Annotated in this window: 17 protein-coding genes and 1 pseudogene; 5 read left to right on the top strand and 13 right to left on the bottom strand. The window is 66.7% G+C overall.

The window, feature by feature from the left end:
* Positions 1–25: 25 nt before the first annotated feature.
* The 4 genes from MJO58_RS11420 to trxA form a co-directional block, all read right to left on the bottom strand.
* On the bottom strand, positions 26–199 hold the full coding sequence (locus MJO58_RS11420; protein WP_175364626.1) for a helix-turn-helix domain-containing protein: 174 nt from the start codon (positions 197–199) through the stop codon (positions 26–28).
* Between the two features lie 116 nt (positions 200–315).
* Complete coding sequence (locus MJO58_RS11415; RefSeq protein ID WP_239722889.1) at positions 316–1,938, bottom strand: ABC-F family ATP-binding cassette domain-containing protein; 1,623 nt, start codon at positions 1,936–1,938, stop codon at positions 316–318.
* A gap of 21 nt (positions 1,939–1,959) precedes the next feature.
* Positions 1,960–2,769 (bottom strand): enoyl-CoA hydratase, encoded by an 810-nt coding sequence (locus MJO58_RS11410; protein WP_090601590.1) that lies wholly within the window; start codon positions 2,767–2,769, stop codon positions 1,960–1,962.
* A gap of 60 nt (positions 2,770–2,829) precedes the next feature.
* The gene (trxA, locus tag MJO58_RS11405; protein WP_085221813.1) at positions 2,830–3,180 is read right to left on the bottom strand and encodes a thioredoxin; all 351 of its coding nucleotides are present in this window, start codon (positions 3,178–3,180) and stop codon (positions 2,830–2,832) included.
* A 285-nt stretch (positions 3,181–3,465) separates the two neighbouring features.
* On the opposite strand from trxA, the gene MJO58_RS11400 reads away from it, so the two are divergent.
* A complete protein-coding gene (locus MJO58_RS11400) occupies positions 3,466–5,295 on the top strand; it encodes an acyl-CoA dehydrogenase (RefSeq protein WP_239722888.1) in 1,830 nt (609 codons plus the stop codon).
* Between the two features lie 10 nt (positions 5,296–5,305).
* Here MJO58_RS11400 and MJO58_RS11395 read toward each other — a convergent pair whose 3' ends face one another.
* A complete protein-coding gene (locus MJO58_RS11395) occupies positions 5,306–6,277 on the bottom strand; it encodes a YihY/virulence factor BrkB family protein (RefSeq protein ID WP_239723234.1) in 972 nt (323 codons plus the stop codon).
* Positions 6,278–6,454: 177 nt separating this feature from the next.
* Positions 6,455–6,667 carry a hypothetical protein gene (locus MJO58_RS11390; protein WP_239722887.1) on the bottom strand — a complete coding sequence of 71 codons (213 nt, stop codon included), beginning with the start codon at positions 6,665–6,667 and terminating at the stop codon, positions 6,455–6,457.
* 22 nt (positions 6,668–6,689) lie between these two features.
* Here MJO58_RS11390 and MJO58_RS11385 point away from each other — a divergent pair, with 22 nt between their 5' ends.
* Positions 6,690–7,211: a DUF5666 domain-containing protein gene (locus MJO58_RS11385; protein ID WP_239722886.1), complete on the top strand. Its 522-nt coding sequence runs from the start codon at positions 6,690–6,692 to the stop codon at positions 7,209–7,211.
* A gap of 7 nt (positions 7,212–7,218) precedes the next feature.
* Here MJO58_RS11385 and MJO58_RS11380 read toward each other — a convergent pair whose 3' ends face one another.
* The 7 genes and pseudogenes from MJO58_RS11380 to MJO58_RS11350 form a co-directional block, all read right to left on the bottom strand.
* A complete protein-coding gene (locus MJO58_RS11380) occupies positions 7,219–7,566 on the bottom strand; it encodes a metal-sulfur cluster assembly factor (protein ID WP_096286845.1) in 348 nt (115 codons plus the stop codon).
* Positions 7,547–8,009, bottom strand: a pseudogene (gene sufU / locus MJO58_RS11375) (Fe-S cluster assembly sulfur transfer protein SufU); the annotation flags it as partial. The pseudogene sufU and the gene MJO58_RS11380, both read right to left, overlap by 20 nt.
* Positions 8,010–8,027: 18 nt before the next feature.
* A complete protein-coding gene (locus MJO58_RS11370; protein ID WP_239722885.1) occupies positions 8,028–9,281 on the bottom strand; it encodes a cysteine desulfurase in 1,254 nt (417 codons plus the stop codon).
* Between the two features lie 2 nt (positions 9,282–9,283).
* The gene (gene sufC / locus MJO58_RS11365; RefSeq protein ID WP_090601584.1) at positions 9,284–10,081 is read right to left on the bottom strand and encodes a Fe-S cluster assembly ATPase SufC; all 798 of its coding nucleotides are present in this window, start codon (positions 10,079–10,081) and stop codon (positions 9,284–9,286) included.
* Positions 10,081–11,265, bottom strand: coding sequence for a Fe-S cluster assembly protein SufD (sufD, locus tag MJO58_RS11360; protein WP_239722883.1), 1,185 nt, complete (start codon positions 11,263–11,265; stop codon positions 10,081–10,083). The genes sufC and sufD overlap by 1 nt, the downstream gene beginning before the upstream one ends.
* A complete protein-coding gene (gene sufB / locus MJO58_RS11355) occupies positions 11,265–12,728 on the bottom strand; it encodes a Fe-S cluster assembly protein SufB (protein WP_239722882.1) in 1,464 nt (487 codons plus the stop codon). The genes sufD and sufB overlap by 1 nt, the downstream gene beginning before the upstream one ends.
* A 51-nt stretch (positions 12,729–12,779) precedes the next feature.
* The gene (locus MJO58_RS11350; protein ID WP_434086340.1) at positions 12,780–13,529 is read right to left on the bottom strand and encodes a helix-turn-helix transcriptional regulator; all 750 of its coding nucleotides are present in this window, start codon (positions 13,527–13,529) and stop codon (positions 12,780–12,782) included.
* Between the two features lie 120 nt (positions 13,530–13,649).
* Between MJO58_RS11350 and mptB the strand changes: the two genes are divergently transcribed.
* The 3 genes from mptB to MJO58_RS11335 all read left to right on the top strand — a co-directional run bounded on the left by mptB (position 13,650) and on the right by MJO58_RS11335 (position 17,103).
* The gene (gene mptB, locus MJO58_RS11345; RefSeq protein WP_090608831.1) at positions 13,650–15,374 is read left to right on the top strand and encodes a polyprenol phosphomannose-dependent alpha 1,6 mannosyltransferase MptB; all 1,725 of its coding nucleotides are present in this window, start codon (positions 13,650–13,652) and stop codon (positions 15,372–15,374) included.
* 74 nt (positions 15,375–15,448) lie between these two features.
* Positions 15,449–16,321 (top strand): ABC transporter ATP-binding protein, encoded by an 873-nt coding sequence (locus tag MJO58_RS11340; protein ID WP_239723232.1) that lies wholly within the window; start codon positions 15,449–15,451, stop codon positions 16,319–16,321.
* Entirely contained in the window at positions 16,318–17,103 is a 786-nt protein-coding gene (locus MJO58_RS11335) for an ABC transporter permease (RefSeq protein ID WP_239722881.1), read from the top strand. Before MJO58_RS11340 ends, MJO58_RS11335 begins: the two co-directional genes overlap by 4 nt.
* The last annotated feature ends 39 nt before the right edge of the window (positions 17,104–17,142 follow it).

Here is a 17,142-nt window from a genome sequence, read left to right as displayed (position 1 = left end):
TTGGTAAGGGCGATGCCCCCGAGGTCTAGCGGTGCCGAGCCGTGTGGTTGGGCCCGCCGCGGCTGCGCATCGTGGTACCCGACTCGCGCAACATACTGTGAATCGACCCGTATGACCTGCCGGTATTGGCAACGAGCGTCCGAATGCTCGCCCCACTCTCGTAGGCGGTGCGCAGCTCGTCCAATAACTCGGTGCGCATCTCTTTAGACTTAGACACTGACCCCTCCACGCTTGGAACTCAAACCCAAGCACCAAGAGTAAGAACCCGTTGTCGAATGCGGGTCGATTTCGCCGAATTTGCCTGCAATGACTTGCTCAGGCGAGCTCGATCAGATCCCGGTATTCCTCGGACCAAAAGTCCTCGGTGCCGTCGGGCAGCAAGACAACGCGTTGCGGGTCCAAGGCTTCGGCCGCTCCAGGATCGTGGGTCACCAACACCACCGCGCCTTGATAGCTGCGCAGCGCGTCGAGCACCTGTTCCCGCGACGCCGGATCGAGGTTGTTGGTCGGTTCGTCGAGCAGCAAGACGTTGGCGGTGGATGCCACGAGACCGGCCAGCGCGAGTCGCGTCTTCTCACCACCGGACAAGGTGCCCGCCGGCTGGTCGAGCTGCGGACCGCTGAACATGAAGGCGCCGAGCAGCCCGCGCAGGTCCTGCTCGCCCGACGAAGGTGCGGCGTGCCGGATGTTCTCCCACACCGACGCGTCGTTGTCGATGGTGTCGTGCTCCTGCGCGAAATAGCCCATCCGCAAACCGTGTCCGGGTTCTAGCCCTCCGGTGTCGGGCGTCTCGGCGCCGGCCAGCAGGCGCAGCAGCGTCGTCTTGCCCGCACCGTTGAGCCCCAGCACCACCACCCGGGAGCCCCGGTCGATCGCCAGGTCGACACCGGTGAAAACCTCGAGCGATCCGTAGGACTTGCTCAGCCCCTTGGCCACCAGCGGGGTGCGCCCGCACGGGGCCGGGGTCGGAAACTTGATCCGGGCCACCCGGTCGGCGACCCGCTCCTCGTCGAGCGAGGCCATCATCCGATCGGCACGTCGCAACATGTTTTGGGCCGCAACGGCTTTGGTGGCTTTCGCGCCGAGCTTGGCGGCCTGCGAACGCAGCGCGGTGGCCTTACGTTCGGCATTCGCGCGCTCGCGGCGGCGACGCTGTTCATCCGTGGCCCGGGCATCGAGGTACTTCTGCCACGTCATGTTGTAGACGTCGACCTCGCCGCGCACGGCGTCCAGAAACCACACCCGGTTGACGACGTCGGCAAGTAAGTCGACGTTGTGGCTGATGACCACCAGGCCGCCGGTGTGGGACCGCAGGAAATCCCGCAGCCAGCCAAGGGAATCCGCGTCGAGGTGGTTGGTCGGTTCGTCGAGCAGCAGGGTGGTCGACGAGCCGCTGTCGGAGGCGGCGAACAGGATGCGCGCCAGCTCTACCCGGCGGCGCTGACCGCCGGACAGGGTGCGCAGTTGCTGCGTCATGACCCGTTCCGGCAGACCGAGACTCGCGCAGATCCGGCCGGCCTCGCTTTCGGCGCCGTAGCCTCCCAACGCGACGAACCGCTCCTCCAGTTGGCCGTACCGGCGGATCGCGCGGTCGCGCGCCTCGTCGTCGGCGACCTCGGCCATCAACGCCTGCTGCTTCTCCAGATCGGTGAGCAGGACGTCGAGTCCGCGCGCCGACAGCACTCGGTCGCGGGCCAGCACGTCGAGATCGCCTTCTTTGGGATCCTGTGGCAGGTAACCGATTTCGCCGGTGCGGGAAAGCGATCCGGCGTACGGTTCGCTTTCCCCGGCCAGGATGCGCAGGGTAGTGGTCTTGCCCGCCCCGTTGCGCCCGACCAGCCCGATGCGGTCGCCGGGCTGGATCCGGAGGTCGGGGCCGTCGGGTGAGAGCAAGATGCGCGCCCCAGCGCGGACCTCAAGGTCCGTGGCTGTGATCACGATCGCTCTCCTCTGGGCACGTTATTTCTCGTCGGTGAATACCGGGGGCCGCCGCTCTGCGCGCGCAGTAACCGCTTCTTCGAAGTTCGCGGTGAGCAGGCGGACGAAAAGCTGTCCCAAGCCTTCGGCTTGCATGTGCCCCTCCAGGCTACCGGCGTCCAGTCCACTCCACAGTGTGCGCTTGGTCAACTCGACTCCGGGCCGCGAGAACGCGGCGATCCGCGCGGCGATCGCGTAGCACGTGTCCAGCAACTGACCCTCGGGCACCTGGCACGACACCAGCCCGATGCGCTCGGCCTCCTCGGCGGTCACGTCGCGACCGGTGAGCATGATCTCGAACGCCCGCGACGCGCCGATGGCCCTGGGCAACAGGTAGGACAAACCGAGTTCGCTCGCGGTCAGACCGTTGTTGATACCCGCGGCCCGAAAATAGGCGTTGGTGGAGGCCACCCGGATGTCGGCGGCCAGCGACAGGCACAAACCACCGCCGATGGCCGCGCCGTTGACCGCCGCGATGACCGGCTGGTGCATCCGCCGCAGCGCCAGAATGACGTCGTCGAGCAGCTCCATGGAGCGCAACGCATACGTCGGGCGGGTCAGCCCGTCCACATTCGGCACCGTGCCAGCGGACTTGTGATCGGCACCCGAGGAGAATCCCTTACCCGCCCCGGTCAGCACGACCACCCGCACGGAGTTGTCGTAGGTGACCTCTTCGAGGGCCGCCTTCAGCGGCACCATGACGTCGAACGCCATGGAATTCATCCGCTCAGGCCGATTGAGGGTGATTAGGGCCACACCGGGCCGCGGGTGTTCAACGAGTACCAAACTCACTCGTGAACGGTATCGCGGACGTTGCTAGAGACCTATTCGGCGGCTTGGATCGAGCTTGGCTCAGGCTTGATCTGCCTGAGCCGCCTCGACGTCGAAGTCTCTGATTTGCTGCACTAGGTCTTCCAGCGCCGCCGGCGGCAGTGCCCCGGGCTGGTTGAACAGCAGTTTGCCCTTCTTGAACGCCATCAGCGTCGGAATAGACCGAATCTGAGCGGCAGCGGCGAGCTGTTGTTCGGCCTCGGTGTCGACCTTGGCGTGGACGATGTCGGGGTGCTTCTCCGACGACGCCTGGAAAGTCGGTCCGAACTGGCGGCACGGCCCGCACCAGGAAGCCCAAAAGTCGACCAGCACGATGTCGTTGTTTTCGATGGTCGCGTTGAACTGCTCCGCAGTGAGATCCTGTGTTGTCACAATTCGCCTAACGCCGGGTACTGCTTGGATGTTCCCGCGCGAATGTCGAGCACTGTCGACCACTGGCGCACCCCCCATACTGCTCCCGCCAGCAGCGATTGGCCAGCGCGACGGTGCGCACCGGCGGCACAGTGACGCGGGTCGATCTGACCCATGAACAGTTGGGTTTTCGTTTGCGGGCGACGGCGATGAGTGCTCCGAGGTTACGGTTGCGGAGGTTTTCCCCGCTCGGACAGACTTAGGGCTGATGATCCGTCGCCGGACGGACCAGTCGAGGGAGATGTCTTGGGCCACTACATCGCTAACGTCCGTGATCTCGAGTTCAACATCTTCGAAGTCCTCGAGGTAGACGCTGTTCTCGGCGCCGGGCAGTACAGCGAGCTGGACGCCGACACGGTACGGACCATCCTGTCCGAAGCCGCTCGCCTGGCCGAGGGCCCTGTCGCCGAAACCTTCGCGTTCGCCGACCGCCACCCACCGGTCTTCGATCCCGACGCGCACACGATCAGCGTGGCGCCCGAATTGGCCAAGACGGTGCAGGCGATCAAGGACGCCGAGTGGTGGCGGCTGGGCCTGGCCGAAGACATCGGCGGCATGCCCGCGCCGCCGCCGCTGGCGTGGGCGGTCAACGAAATGATCTTCTGCGCCAACCCATCTGCCAGCTTCTTCTGCCTGGGTCCCTTTATGGCGCAAGCGCTTTACGTCGAGGGGGACGAGGAGCAGAAGCGTTGGGCGGCAGAGGGCGTCGAGCGCGGCTGGGCCGCCACGATGGTGCTCACCGAACCAGATGCGGGCTCCGATGTCGGCGCCGGACGCAGCAAGGCGATCGAGCAACCCGACGGCACCTGGCACATCGAGGGCGTCAAGCGGTTCATCTCCGGCGGCGACGTAGGCGACACCGCCGACAACGTTTTTCATCTCGTGCTGGCCCGCCCGGAGGGTGCCGGCCCCGGCACCAAGGGCCTGAGCTTGTTCTACGTGCCCAACTATCTGTTCGACCCCGACACGTTCGAACTCGGTTCCCGCAACGGGGTTTTCGTGACGGGGCTCGAACACAAGATGGGCATCAAGTCGTCTCCGACCTGCGAGGTGACGTTTGGCGCCACGGAGGTGCCGGCGGTGGGTTACCTGGTCGGCGGCGTGCACAACGGGATCGCGCAGATGTTCACCGTGATCGAGCACGCGCGCATGACCATCGGCGTCAAGGCCGCCGGCACCCTTTCCACCGGCTACCTCAACGCGTTGGCCTACGCCAAGGAGCGGGTGCAGGGTGCCGATCTGACCCAGATGACCGACAAGACCGCACCGCGGGTCTCGATCATGCACCACCCCGATGTGCGTCGCAGTCTGATGACCCAGAAGGCTTACGCCGAAGGATTGCGGGCACTTTACATGTATGCCGCGGCGCATCAGGATGATGCTCTGGCACAACAGGTTTCGGGCGCCGACCATGAAATGGCGCACCGCGTCGACGATCTGCTGCTGCCCATCGTCAAGGGGGTGAGCTCGGAGCGAGCCTACGAGATCCTGACCGAGTCGTTGCAGACGCTGGGCGGCTCGGGCTTCCTGCAGGACTACCCGCTGGAGCAGTACATCCGCGACTCCAAGATCGATTCGCTCTACGAGGGCACCACCGCGATCCAGGCCCTGGACTTCTTCTTCCGCAAGATCGTCCGCGACCACGGCGCGGCGCTGCAATTTGTCACCGCTCAGATCAGCAACACGATCGACAACTGCGACGAGGCGCTGAAAGCGCAAGCGCAGGCGGTGCAAACCGCCCTCGACGAGGTCACCGCGATGACGGGCGCGTTGACCGGTTATCTGATGTCCGCGACGCAGCACCCGACCGAGATTTACAAGGTGGGGCTAGGTTCGGTGCGCTACCTGCTCGCGGTCGGCGACCTGCTGATCGGCTGGCGACTGCTGGTGCAGGCCGGGGTCGCGCATGCGGCGCTGGCCGACAACCCTGCCAAGAAGGACGTTGCGTTCTATCAGGGCAAGATCGCGACGTCGGCGTTCTTCGGCAAGAACATGCTGCCGAAACTGACCTCGCTGCGCCGCGTCATCGAATCCATCGACGACGACATCATGCGCATTTCCGAAGACGCTTTCTGAGCTGGCGCGGCTACGGCGTCACGGGTCTGTTGACGTCGTTAAACCTGACGATCACCCGCTCGAGCCGTTTGACGCGTTCGGCTTTCGCCCGCTTGGCGTAGATCCGGCGATCAGCCGGCGTCAGTTCGGCCTCGTCGCTGAACGCGCTGAGCAACGCGCGCGGGTACAGCTGCTCGACCAGGACGACGTTCAGCTCGGCGCACAGCACCAGCGTGGTCGATACCAGATATAGGAAGGCAAGCAACCCCAGCACCAGGGCGAAGACACTGTTGGTGGCGCTGGCCGTCTTGACCGTGTGCTGGATGTAGCCGGCGCCGAACCACTGCAGTATCTGCCAAATAAGCGCTGCCGCAACGGCTCCGGGCAGCACCTGCCGGTAGGTGAGTTCCTTTGCGGTGGTCATCTTGAAGGCCACCAGGCAGATCAGCGCGTTGATCGCCACGGCGGTGAGCGTGACACCGATCTTTCCGAAGACGCCCAATTCCCGGGTCGTTTGGGCGATCCCGGACAGCACGGTCGCCGCGATCACCGCCGAGCCGAGCACGAACAGTAATCCGAAGCTGCGCACGCGGGCACGAATCGGGTTGGGACGCTTGTTCTTCGGCACGGCCCACACGGAGTCCATGGCGTTTTGCACGGCTTGGCCGACGCCCAGCCCGCCATAGAGCGCTCCCAGGATCCCGACCACGACGGCGACCGTACCCCCGCTGAGTCCTTCGGGCTGATGCAGCTGGCTGCCGATCACCGGGAACTGACTCAGGGCGCTGTGTAGTACCTGCTCCTGCAGGTCGGGGTGACCGGCAAGCACCACACCCAGCCCGGTGGTCAACAACAACAGCATCGGAAACATCGACACGAAGCCGTAGTAGGTGATCAGGGCGGCCAGATAACCGCCTTGATCATCGAGATATTTGTAGATGACCGCGACGGTCACGCTCACGCCGCGGTTCCGTCGCTGCAAATCGTCCAGCCAGCCGACCATCGTCAATCACTCATCCCCCCGGAAACCCAACATGGGATGAGCGGGGCATACCCCAATTCGGCGACGACCAACCACCTTGCGCGGCCGCACGACTCATAGGTCCGGCACAGCTGGATCCGGTAGACCCGTCGTTGGGACCGACCTCACGATTGGAGAAACGTTCATGGCTGCCAGCTCTCACCCTTCTCGGCTCGCCCGGTTCGCCTTGCTCGCGGTCGCCGGAGTCACCGCGGCATCCGTCGTGGCGTGTGGTTCGTCGAACACATCGAGCCCTGGTTCATCAAGTCCTGCGGCGTCACCGGCGACGACGTCTACCTCGTCACCGGCGACCGGGCAGGCCCGCGTGCGTGGCCTGATCGCATCGGTCTCGGGAAACACCGCTGCGGTCACCGAGGAAAAAGGTAACGTCGCCGTGGCTTTCACGACGTCGACTAAGGTCACCGAGGTCACCGCGGCCGCGCTGAGTGACGTCACCGCCGGAAGTTGCGTCAGCGTGCGACCCGCACACCAGGAATCCCAGCCCGGCCAACCACTGACCGCGGCGTCCGTGCGGGTGAGCCCCGCCGTCGACGGGAAATGCCCGCCCGGCAACGCCCCCGGCGGCTCGACAACTCCCCCGCCCGGCCCTGCGGCCAAGCACCCGCCGGTGCGGGGCACCGTCGCGTCCGTCGCGGGTAACACGATCACCGTCACGAGCACCGACGCCAACGGCGCCAGTGCGCAGACTCCCGTTACGGTCACCGGCCAGACGCGGTACAGCAAGCAGGCCGGTGCGGACACTCAGGCGATCGCGCAAGGCAAATGCATGACGGCGCAAGGCATTCAGGACGGCAGCGGTACGTTACAAGCGACGACCATCGACCTGCGGCCCGCCCACGACGGCAAGTGCGGGGGCGGCCACAAACCGTCGGGCCACCGCGGGCTCGGCGGCTGAGCCGCGGTTAGACGGTGAAGCCGAGGGCGCGCAACTGCTCGCGTCCGTCCTCGGTGATCTTGTCCGGGCCCCACGGCGGGTTCCACACCCAGTTGATCCGCAGGTCGTTGACCAAACCGCTGCCGACCAGCGCGCTGCGCGACTGGTCTTCGATCACATCGGTCAACGGGCAGGCCGCCGACGTCAGCGTCATGTCGATGGTCGCGACCTTCCCCTCGTCGCCGTCCTCGACGTTGAGGCCGTAGACCAGCCCCAGATCGACGACATTGATCCCGAGTTCGGGGTCGACGACGTCGCGCATCGCCTCCTCGAGGTCGGCGATGAATTCCTGGTCGGGTGCGGTGGTTTCGCTCATCGTTGGTCCTCCTCGAAAGCATGGCTGGCCTGGGCCAGTGCGTCTTTGCAAGCCATCCACCCCAGCAGAGCACATTTCACCCGCGCCGGGTACTTGGCAACTCCGGCGAAGGCGATGCCGTCGCCCAGCACATCCTCGTCGCCCTCGACTGTTCCCCGCGACGACACCATTTCGGTGAACGCGGTGATGGTCTTCAGCGCCTCCCCCACGCTCTGGCCGATCACCTGCTGGGTGAGCACGGAGGTGGCCGCCTGGCTGATCGAACAGCCCTGTCCGTCATAGGAAACATCGGTGACGGTCTGGCCGTCGTCGGACAACGTCACCCGCAGCGTGACCTCGTCGCCGCAGATCGGGTTCACGTGATAGACCTGCGCGCCGAACGGCTCGCGCAGTCCGCGATGCTGCGGGTGTTTGTAGTGATCGAGGATCACGTCCTGATACATCTGCTCCAGCCGCACGGCTCACGCTCCGCCGAAGAAATCGATGGACCGGCGCACGCCGGCCACCAGCCGGTCGACCTCGTCGGCGGTGTTGTACACCGCGAACGACGCCCGCGCCGTGGCGGCCACCCCGAACCTACGGTGCAACGGCAGCGCGCAGTGGTGCCCGACCCGAACCGCGACTCCCTCGTCGTCGAGCACCTGCCCAACGTCATGAGCGTGCACGCCGTCGACGACGAATGCGATTGGTGATCCCCGGTTTTCCATCGAATTGGGTCCGACGATGCGCACCGCGCTGATTCCGGACAGACCGTCGAGGGCCGCGGCCACCAGCTCGTTCTCGTGGGCCTGCACGGCGTCCATGCCGAGCCGGCTCAGGTAGCGTGCCGCCGCGCCCAGCCCCACCACTTGGGACGTCATCGGGGTACCCGCTTCGAACCGCTGCGGGGGCGCGGCATACGTCGTGCCTTCCATCGTGACCGTCTCGATCATCGAACCACCGGTGATAAACGGCGGCGCCGCCTCGAGCAACTCACGACGCCCATACAGCACACCAATCCCGTTGGGGCCCAGCATCTTGTGACCGGAGAACGCGCCGAAGTCGACGTCGAGAGCATGGAAGTCGACGGGCTGGTGAGGCACCGACTGGCAGGCGTCCAGCACGGTCAGCGCGCCTACCGCCTTCGCCCGATCGACCAGCTCGTCGACCGGCGCCACCGCGCCGGTCACGTTCGAGTGATGGCTGAACGCAACGAGTTTGACGCGCTCGTCGAGCTCCAGCGAGTCCAGGTCGATACGCCCGTCGTCGGTCAGGCCGTACCAGCGCAGCGTCGCCCCGGTGCGCCGGGCCAGCTCCTGCCACGGAACCAGGTTGGCGTGGTGTTCGAGCTCGGTGGTGACGATGACGTCGCCTTCACCAACAGCCCGGTCGAATCGCTTGTCGCCCAGCACATATGAAACCAGGTTCAGCGATTCGGTGGCGTTCTTGGTGAAGACCAGCTCTTGTGCGTCGGCGCCGACGAACGCGGCGATGTCGGCCCGGCCCTGCTCGTAGGCGTCGGTGGCCTCCTCCATCAGCTGGTGTGCACCACGGTGCACCGCGCCGTTGGAGGTCAGCAAAAACTCCCGCTCGGCGTCCAGCACCTGCAACGGCCGCTGCGAGGTCGCACCGGAATCCAAGTACGCCAACTGCTTTCCCCCGCGCATGATGCGCTTGAGGATGGGGAAATCGGCACGGATCGCCGCGAGGTCCAGTGGATTCACGGAGGCCGTCATCGCTATGCCCCCGTGGCCGCCGCGGTGAAGCGTTCGTAGCCGTGCTCTTCGAGCTCGTCGGCCAGCTCGGGACCGCCGGCCTCGACGATGCGCCCGCCGACGAACACGTGCACGAACTGCGGCTGGATGTAGCGCAGGATCCGGGTGTAGTGGGTGATCAGCAGAACGCCGCCACGCACCGGCTGGCCGGTGCCATCGTCCCAGCCGGCTTCGGCGTAGCGGTTCACTCCCTCGCTGACCACCCGCAGTGCGTCGACGTCGAGTCCGGAGTCGGTCTCGTCGAGGATCGCGATCTTGGGCTTGAGCAGCGACAGCTGCAGAATCTCGTGGCGCTTCTTCTCGCCACCGGAAAAGCCTTCGTTCACACTGCGTTCGGAGAACGCCGGGTCGATGCCCAGGTCGTCCATCGCGCCCTTGACTTCCTTGACCCAGTGCCGCAGCTTGGGCGCCTCACCGCGTACGGCCGCGGCCGCAGTGCGCAGGAAGTTCGACATCGACACCCCGGGCACCTCGATCGGGTACTGCATGGCCAGGAACAGGCCGGCCCGCGCCCGCTCGTCGACGCTCATCGCCAGCACGTCCTCGCCGTCCAGCGTGATCGAACCGGACGTCACCTCGTACTTCGGGTGCCCGGCGATCGCGTAGGACAGGGTGGACTTGCCGGATCCGTTCGGGCCCATCAGCGCGTGTGTCTCTCCCGACTTCACGGTGAGGTCAACACCTTTGAGGATCGGGATGGCCTCGGCGTCATTGGCGGGCGAGACGCTGACGTGCAGATCCTTGATTTCGAGCGTGGTCATCAGTTCTTGATTCCTTCGGTTAACTCAAGTTCGTGTTCGATCGCCTCGGTGAGCCGGTCGCGCACAGACGCAACGGCGATCTTCTGGATGATCTCGCCGAAGAAACCTCGCACGATCAGACGGCGGGCCTGGTCTTCCGGGATGCCGCGAGCCTGTAGGTAGAACAGCTGCTCGTCGTCGAATCTTCCGGTGGCACTTGCGTGTCCGGCGCCGACGATCTCGCCCGTCTCGATTTCGAGGTTTGGCACCGAATCGGCGCGGGCGCCGTCGGTGAGCAACAGGTTGCGGTTGGTCTCGAAGGTATCCGTTCCGGTGGCCTCCGCGCGGATCAGCACGTCGCCCACCCAGACGGTGTGCGCATCGGGACGGCCGGACTCCGGATCGGCTTGCAGCGCACCCTTGTACAACACGTCCGAGCGGCAGTTGGGGTGCGCGTGGTCGACGAGCAACCGCGACTCGAAGTGCTGGCCGTCGTCGGCGAAGTAGGTACCGAGCAGCTGGGCGTCGCCACCCGGCGCGGTGAATCGCACCGTCGTCGACGTACGCACCAGGTCGCCCCCGAGCGTCACGTTGACGTGGCCGAGCACCGAATCCTTGCCCAGCCGTGCATGATGCGCGCTCACGTGCACCATGTCGTCGGCCCAGTCGGCGATCCAGATCACCCCGAGGGCCGCCGCATCGCCGACGATGATCTCGACGTTGTCGGCGTAGGTCCCGCTGCCGCGCAGGTCGATGACGACGATCGCGCGCGCGAGTTCCTCGACGCGGATCTGCAGATGGCCGTAGGCGACCGCACCCTCGCCGGGCCCGGTGATGGTGATCTCGATCGGCTTGGCGACCTCGGTATCACGCGCGACGGTCACCACCGTCGCGGAGTTGAACGACGAGAAGGCTTGGGCGGCAACACGATCGGCGGGAACACCGCCCTGACCAAGACGCTCGTCGCCGCGGCGCACGATTTCGGTCTGTACGCCGGGCTGCTCGGCGACACTGACCTGTGCCTTGCCGTTGACGACCGCCGAACCGTCGTGCAGGCCGCGCAACCGACGCAGCGGGGTGAACCGCCAGATCTCGTCGCGACCGCTGGGCACCTCGAAGGCATCCACGTCGAACGACGCGAACAGCCCACCCTTATTGGCAGCGGTGAGGGCCGAACCCTCAACCGCTTCAGTCACATTCGTCACTAACCGACCGCACCTTCCATCTGCAGCTCGATCAGCCGGTTGAGTTCCAGCGCGTACTCCATCGGCAGTTCCTTGGCGATCGGCTCGACGAAGCCGCGCACGACCATCGCCATCGCCTCGTCCTCGGTCATGCCGCGGCTCATCAGGTAGAAGAGCTGGTCCTCGCTGACCTTGGACACGGTCGCCTCGTGACCCATCGTCACGTCGTCCTCGCGGATGTCGACGTACGGGTAGGTGTCGCTGCGGCTGACCGTATCGACAAGCAGCGCATCGCATTTCACGCTGGAGCGCGACCCGTGGGCGCCCTTGTTCACCTGCACGAGGCCACGGTAGGACGCGCGCCCACCGCCGCGTGCCACCGACTTGGAGACGATGTTGCTCGACGTGTTGGGCGCCAGGTGCAGCATCTTGGCACCGGTGTCCTGGTGCTGACCCTCGCCGGCGAACGCCACCGACAGCACCTCGCCCTTGGCGTATTCACCGGTCATCCAGACCGCCGGGTACTTCATGGTCACCTTCGACCCGATATTGCCGTCGACCCACTCCATTGTGGCGCCGGCTTCGGCGCGGGCCCGCTTGGTGACCAGGTTGTACACGTTGTTCGACCAGTTCTGGATAGTCGTGTAGCGGCAACGGCCACCGGGCTTCACGATGATCTCGACCACCGCGGAGTGCAGCGAGTCGCTCTTGTAGATCGGCGCGGTACAGCCCTCGACGTAGTGCACGTAGGCACCTTCGTCGACGATGATCAGGGTCCGCTCGAACTGGCCCATGTTCTCGGTGTTGATCCGGAAGTAGGCCTGCAGCGGGATGTCGACGTGCACGCCCGGCGGAACGTAGATGAACGAACCACCCGACCACACCGCGGTGTTCAACGCGGAGAACTTGTTGTCACCGGCCGGGATCACGCTGCCGAAGTACTGCTTGAAGATCTCCGGGTGTTCGCGCAGACCGCTGTCGGTGTCCAGGAAGATGACGCCCTGGGCTTCCAGATCCTCACGAATCTGGTGGTAGACCACCTCGGACTCGTACTGAGCCGCGACGCCCGACACCAGGCGCTGCTTCTCCGCCTCCGGGATCCCGAGCTTGTCGTAGGTGTTCTTGATGTCGGCGGGCAGGTCGTCCCACGTGGCGGCCTGCTTTTCGGTGGAGCGCACGAAGTATTTGATGTTGTCGAAGTGGATGCCCTCGAGGTTCGAGCCCCAGTTGGGCATCGGCTTCTTCTCGAAGATGCGCAGCGCCTTGAGCCGAGTCTCCAGCATCCAGTCCGGCTCGTTCTTCTTCGCCGAGATGTCGCGGACGACCGCCTCGGAAAGACCCCGTCGGGCCGAGGCGCCGGCGACGTCGGAGTCGGCCCAGCCGTAGCCGTACTTGCCCAGCGATGCGATCGCCTGCTCCTGGGTCAGCGGCTCTGCGGGCGCTCCGGTAACCGGGGGCGTGGTTGCCTCTGGCGTGAGTGCCATTCGGACGCTCCTTTGGTGTTGGTGCCGGCGCGGACTGGGCGCCGCTTGATGCTAGGTCTGGCTGGGTGCCCTGCTCGCAACCGGTGCGAGCGGGACATGGGTGGTACAGGCGCAATCGCCGTTGACGATCGTCGCCAACCGCTGCACGTGAGTGCCGAGAACTTCGGCCATGGCTTCCCGCTCGGCCTCGCACAGCTCCGGGAATTCCTCGGCGACATGCGATACCGGGCAGTGATGCTGGCAGATCTGCACGCCGTGCAGCGGCGGGCCCACCCGGGTCGTGGTGGCGACGTAACCGGCCTTGGTCAGCGCACCGGCCACCCGCTCGGCGGCGGCCTCGACGGCGGCGTCGTCGGCGCCGTCGGCGGGCGCGACGTCGGCCAGGATCGTGTCGATACGGCGCCGGGCGAACGTCTGCAGCGCGCCCTGGCCGCCGATCTCGCGCAGTTGGCGCATCGCCGCGGCCGCCAGATCGTCGTAGGAGTGGTCGAGCTTGGCCCGGCCGGCCGCCGTCAGCCGGAAACGCTTCGCGGGGCGCCCGCGTCCGGCCTGCTGCCATGCCGCGGCCGCCGCCGATTCCGCGTCACCCGCCTCGATCAGCGCGTCCAGGTGACGCCGCACGCCCGCGGCCGCCAGACCCAGCCGGTCACAGATCTCGCTGACGGTGATCGACCCGGATTCGAGCAGCAGGCGCACGATGGCGCGGCGGGTGTGACCGTCCGGCATGACGGCAGGAGCCGCGGCACCGGTTGCCGGCGCGACGCCGGCTTCCTGGGCTTCCGCTGCGGTCCGGATTTTCACAACACCAGTGTGACGCAATTCCGGAAAACGGTCCAGCAAGGCTGCCCTCAGTGGCGGATCATGCCGATCGCGCGGCGAGCACCGGGCCGCGGCTTCGCGACATGCCGCTACGCTGCACTGATGGCAGAGCGCCACCACTCGCTGAGCTCGTCGATCGCCGCGTTGCACGGCGACGAGAAGCCCGTGGGCTCACCGCTGAATGAGACCGAACTCACCGCAGTTCGGCGCACCCGGCTGTTCGGCGCCACCGGAACGGTCCTGATGGGGATCGGCGCCCTGGGCGCCGGGGCCCGTCCCGTCGTCCAGGACCCCACGTTCGGCGTGCGGCTGCTGAACCTGCCGTCGCGGATCCAGACGGTGTCGTTGACGATGACCACGGTCGGGGCGGTCATGATGGCGCTGGCCTGGCTGATGCTGGGCCGATTCGCGCTGGGCAAGCGGCAGATGTCGCGCGGCGACCTGGATCGCACCCTGGTGCTGTGGATGCTGCCGCTGCTGATCGCGCCGCCGATGTACAGCAAGGACGTCTACTCCTACCTGGCGCAGAGCCAGATTTCGCTGGAAGGCCTCGACCCATACCGGGTCGGCCCGGCATCCGGGCTGGGTCTCGGCCATGTGTTCACCCTGTCGGTGCCCAGCGTGTGGCGCGAGACGCCGGCCCCCTACGGGCCGTTGTTCCTGTGGATCGGGCGCGGTATCTCGGCGCTGACCGGCGAGAACATCGTCGCCGCAGTGCTCTGTCACCGGTTGGTGGTGCTGGCCGGTGTGGCGATGATCGTGTGGGCCGTACCGCGGCTGGCCCGGCGTTGCGGCGTCGCCGAGGTCAGCGCGCTGTGGCTGGGCGTGGCCAATCCGCTGTTGCTGATGCATCTGGTCGCGGGCATCCACAACGAGGCGCTGATGCTCGGGTTGATGCTGATCGGCGCCGAGTACGCACTGCGCGGTATCGATGCGCCGCGGCTGCGGCCGGCCTCGTGGCGCCGGTTGGGCCCCGACTGGGAGCCGTTGGGCATGCTGCTGGCCGGATCCATCCTGATCACGCTGTCCTCGCAGGTGAAGCTGCCCTCGCTGTTGGCGCTGGGATTCGTCACGATGGCGCTGGCTCACCGCTGGGGCGGCAACCTGCGCGCGCTGCTGCTGGCCGGCGGCGGGATCGGGTCGCTGTCGCTGGCGGTGATGGGCCTGGTGGGCTGGGCCAGCGGGCTCGGATTCGGCTGGATGTTCACGCTGGGCACCGCCAACGTCGTGCGCAGCTGGATGTCGCCCCCAACGCTGCTGGCCCTGGCCACCGGGCAGGTCGGAATTCTGCTGGGCCTGGGCGATCACACCACCGCAGTGCTGGCCCTGACCCGCTTTATCGGCGTGCTGATCATCATGGTCCTGGTCAGCTGGTTGCTGGTCGCGGTTCTCCGCGGCCGGCTGCACCCGATCGGCGGCCTGGGCGTCGCGCTGGGCATCTGCGTGCTGCTGTTTCCGGTCGTGCAGCCCTGGTACCTGCTGTGGGCGATCATTCCGCTGGCCTGCTGGGCGACGCGCACCGGCTTCCGCGAGACGGTCATCGTCATCACGCTCGTCGTCGGGATTTTCGGACCGACCGCCAACGGCGACCGCTTTGCGCTGTTCCAGATCCTGGATGCCACCCTGGCCAGCGCCGCGGTGATGGCCGTGCTGGTCGCGCTGACCTACACCCGCCTGCCGTGGCGGCCACTGCAGTCCATGCCGACCGACAACGGCGAAACGAACCACGAGGGGCCGCCCGGCGCCGAGCCCACCGCGACCGTCCAGACCCCGCGGGCCACCCCTCGATCCGAGTCGGCACCCGACGCCTACGCTGACTCGACGTGAGTTCGGGCCCCCAAGACCCCCAAGCCCCCGGAACAGTGGTGCGGCTGCGCGGGGTGAGTAAGCACTACGGCTCGATGACCGCGGTCGCCAATCTCGATCTCGAAGTGCGCGCCGCGGAGGTGCTGGCGCTGCTGGGGCCCAACGGCGCCGGCAAGACGACGACGGTCGAGATGTGCGAGGGCTTCGTCCGCCCGGACGCCGGCACGATCGAGGTGCTGGGGTTGGACCCGGTCGCCGACAACACCAGGCTGCGCGCCCGTATCGGGGTGATGCTGCAGGGCGGCGGTGGATACCCGGCCGCCCGCGCCGGCGAAATGCTCGACCTGGTGGCCTCGTACGCCGCCGACCCGCTGGACCCGCAGTGGCTGCTGGCGACCCTGGGCCTCACCGATGCAGCCCGCACCACTTACCGCCGACTCTCGGGCGGGCAGCAGCAACGGCTCGCACTGGCCTGCGCGCTGGTCGGACGTCCGGAACTGGTGTTCCTCGACGAGCCGACCGCCGGCATGGACGCGCATGCCCGGCTCCTGGTGTGGGAACTGATCGACGCGTTGCGCCGCGACGGCGTGACAGTGGTGCTGACCACGCACCAACTCAAGGAGGCCGAGGAGCTCGCCGACCGGATCGTGATCATCGACCGGGGGGCGACGGTCGCCGAAGGCACGCCGGCGGAGCTGATGCGCTCCGGCGCGAAAGACCAGGTGCGTTTCACCGCGCCGCCGCGACTCGACTTGTCGCTCTTGGCTTCTGCACTGCCGGACGACTACAAGGCCACCGAGGTGACCCCGGGTGAGTACCTGGTCGAGGGCCCGGTCGACCCGCAGGTGTTGGCGACCGTGACGGCGTGGTGCGCCCAAATCGACGTGCTGGCAACCGATATGCGCGTCGAGCAACGCAGCCTCGAAGATGTGTTCCTGGAGCTCACCGGCCGGAAGTTGCGATCGTGACCGACACCAACACCCCGGTGTTTCCCCCCGGAACCTTCACTCCCGATCCGCGTCCCAGCGCCGTGCCGAAAATGCTGGCCGCCCAGTTCGGGCTGGAGCTGAAGCTGTTGCTGCGCAACGGAGAACAGCTGCTGCTGACCATGTTCATCCCGATCACGCTGCTGGTCGGGCTGACGCTGCTGCCGTTCGGGTCATTCGGCCACAACCGCGCCGCGACGTTCGTGCCGGCCATCATGGCCCTGGCTCTGATTTCGACGGCATTCACCGGGCAGGCGATCGCGATCGCGTTCGACCGCAGGTATGGGGCGTTGAAACGGCTTGGGGCCACGCCACTTCCGGTCTGGGGCATCATCGCCGGCAAGTCCCTGGCCGTGATTACGGTGGTGTTCCTGCAGGCAATGATTCTGGGCGCCATTGGTTTTGCGCTGGGCTGGCGGCCCGCACCGCTGGCTCTTGTGCTGGGCGCGGCCGTCATCGCGCTGGGCACCGCCGCCTTCACCGCGCTCGGCCTGCTGCTCGGTGGCACGCTGCGCGCCGAGATCGTCCTCGCGGTCGCCAACTTGATGTGGTTCGTCTTCGCCGGGCTGGGCGCGCTGACCCTCGAGACGAACATGATCCCGACCGCGGTCAAATGGGCGGCCCGGCTCACCCCGTCCGGCGCGCTGACCGAGGCGCTGTCGCAGGCGATGACGCTGTCGGTCGACTGGTTCGGCGTCGTCGTCCTGGCGGTGTGGGGCGCGGTGGCCGCGCTCGGCGCGCTGCGCTGGTTCCGCTTCACCTGAGCGACCGCCCGCGACACTCCACGCCACCGACACGTCACG

This window comes from Mycobacterium lentiflavum (assembly GCF_022374895.2).
GTDB lineage: Bacteria > Actinomycetota > Actinomycetes > Mycobacteriales > Mycobacteriaceae > Mycobacterium > Mycobacterium lentiflavum.
The sequence above is the reverse complement of the archived record's forward strand: the minus strand, read 5'-3'. Positions and strand labels throughout refer to the sequence as shown.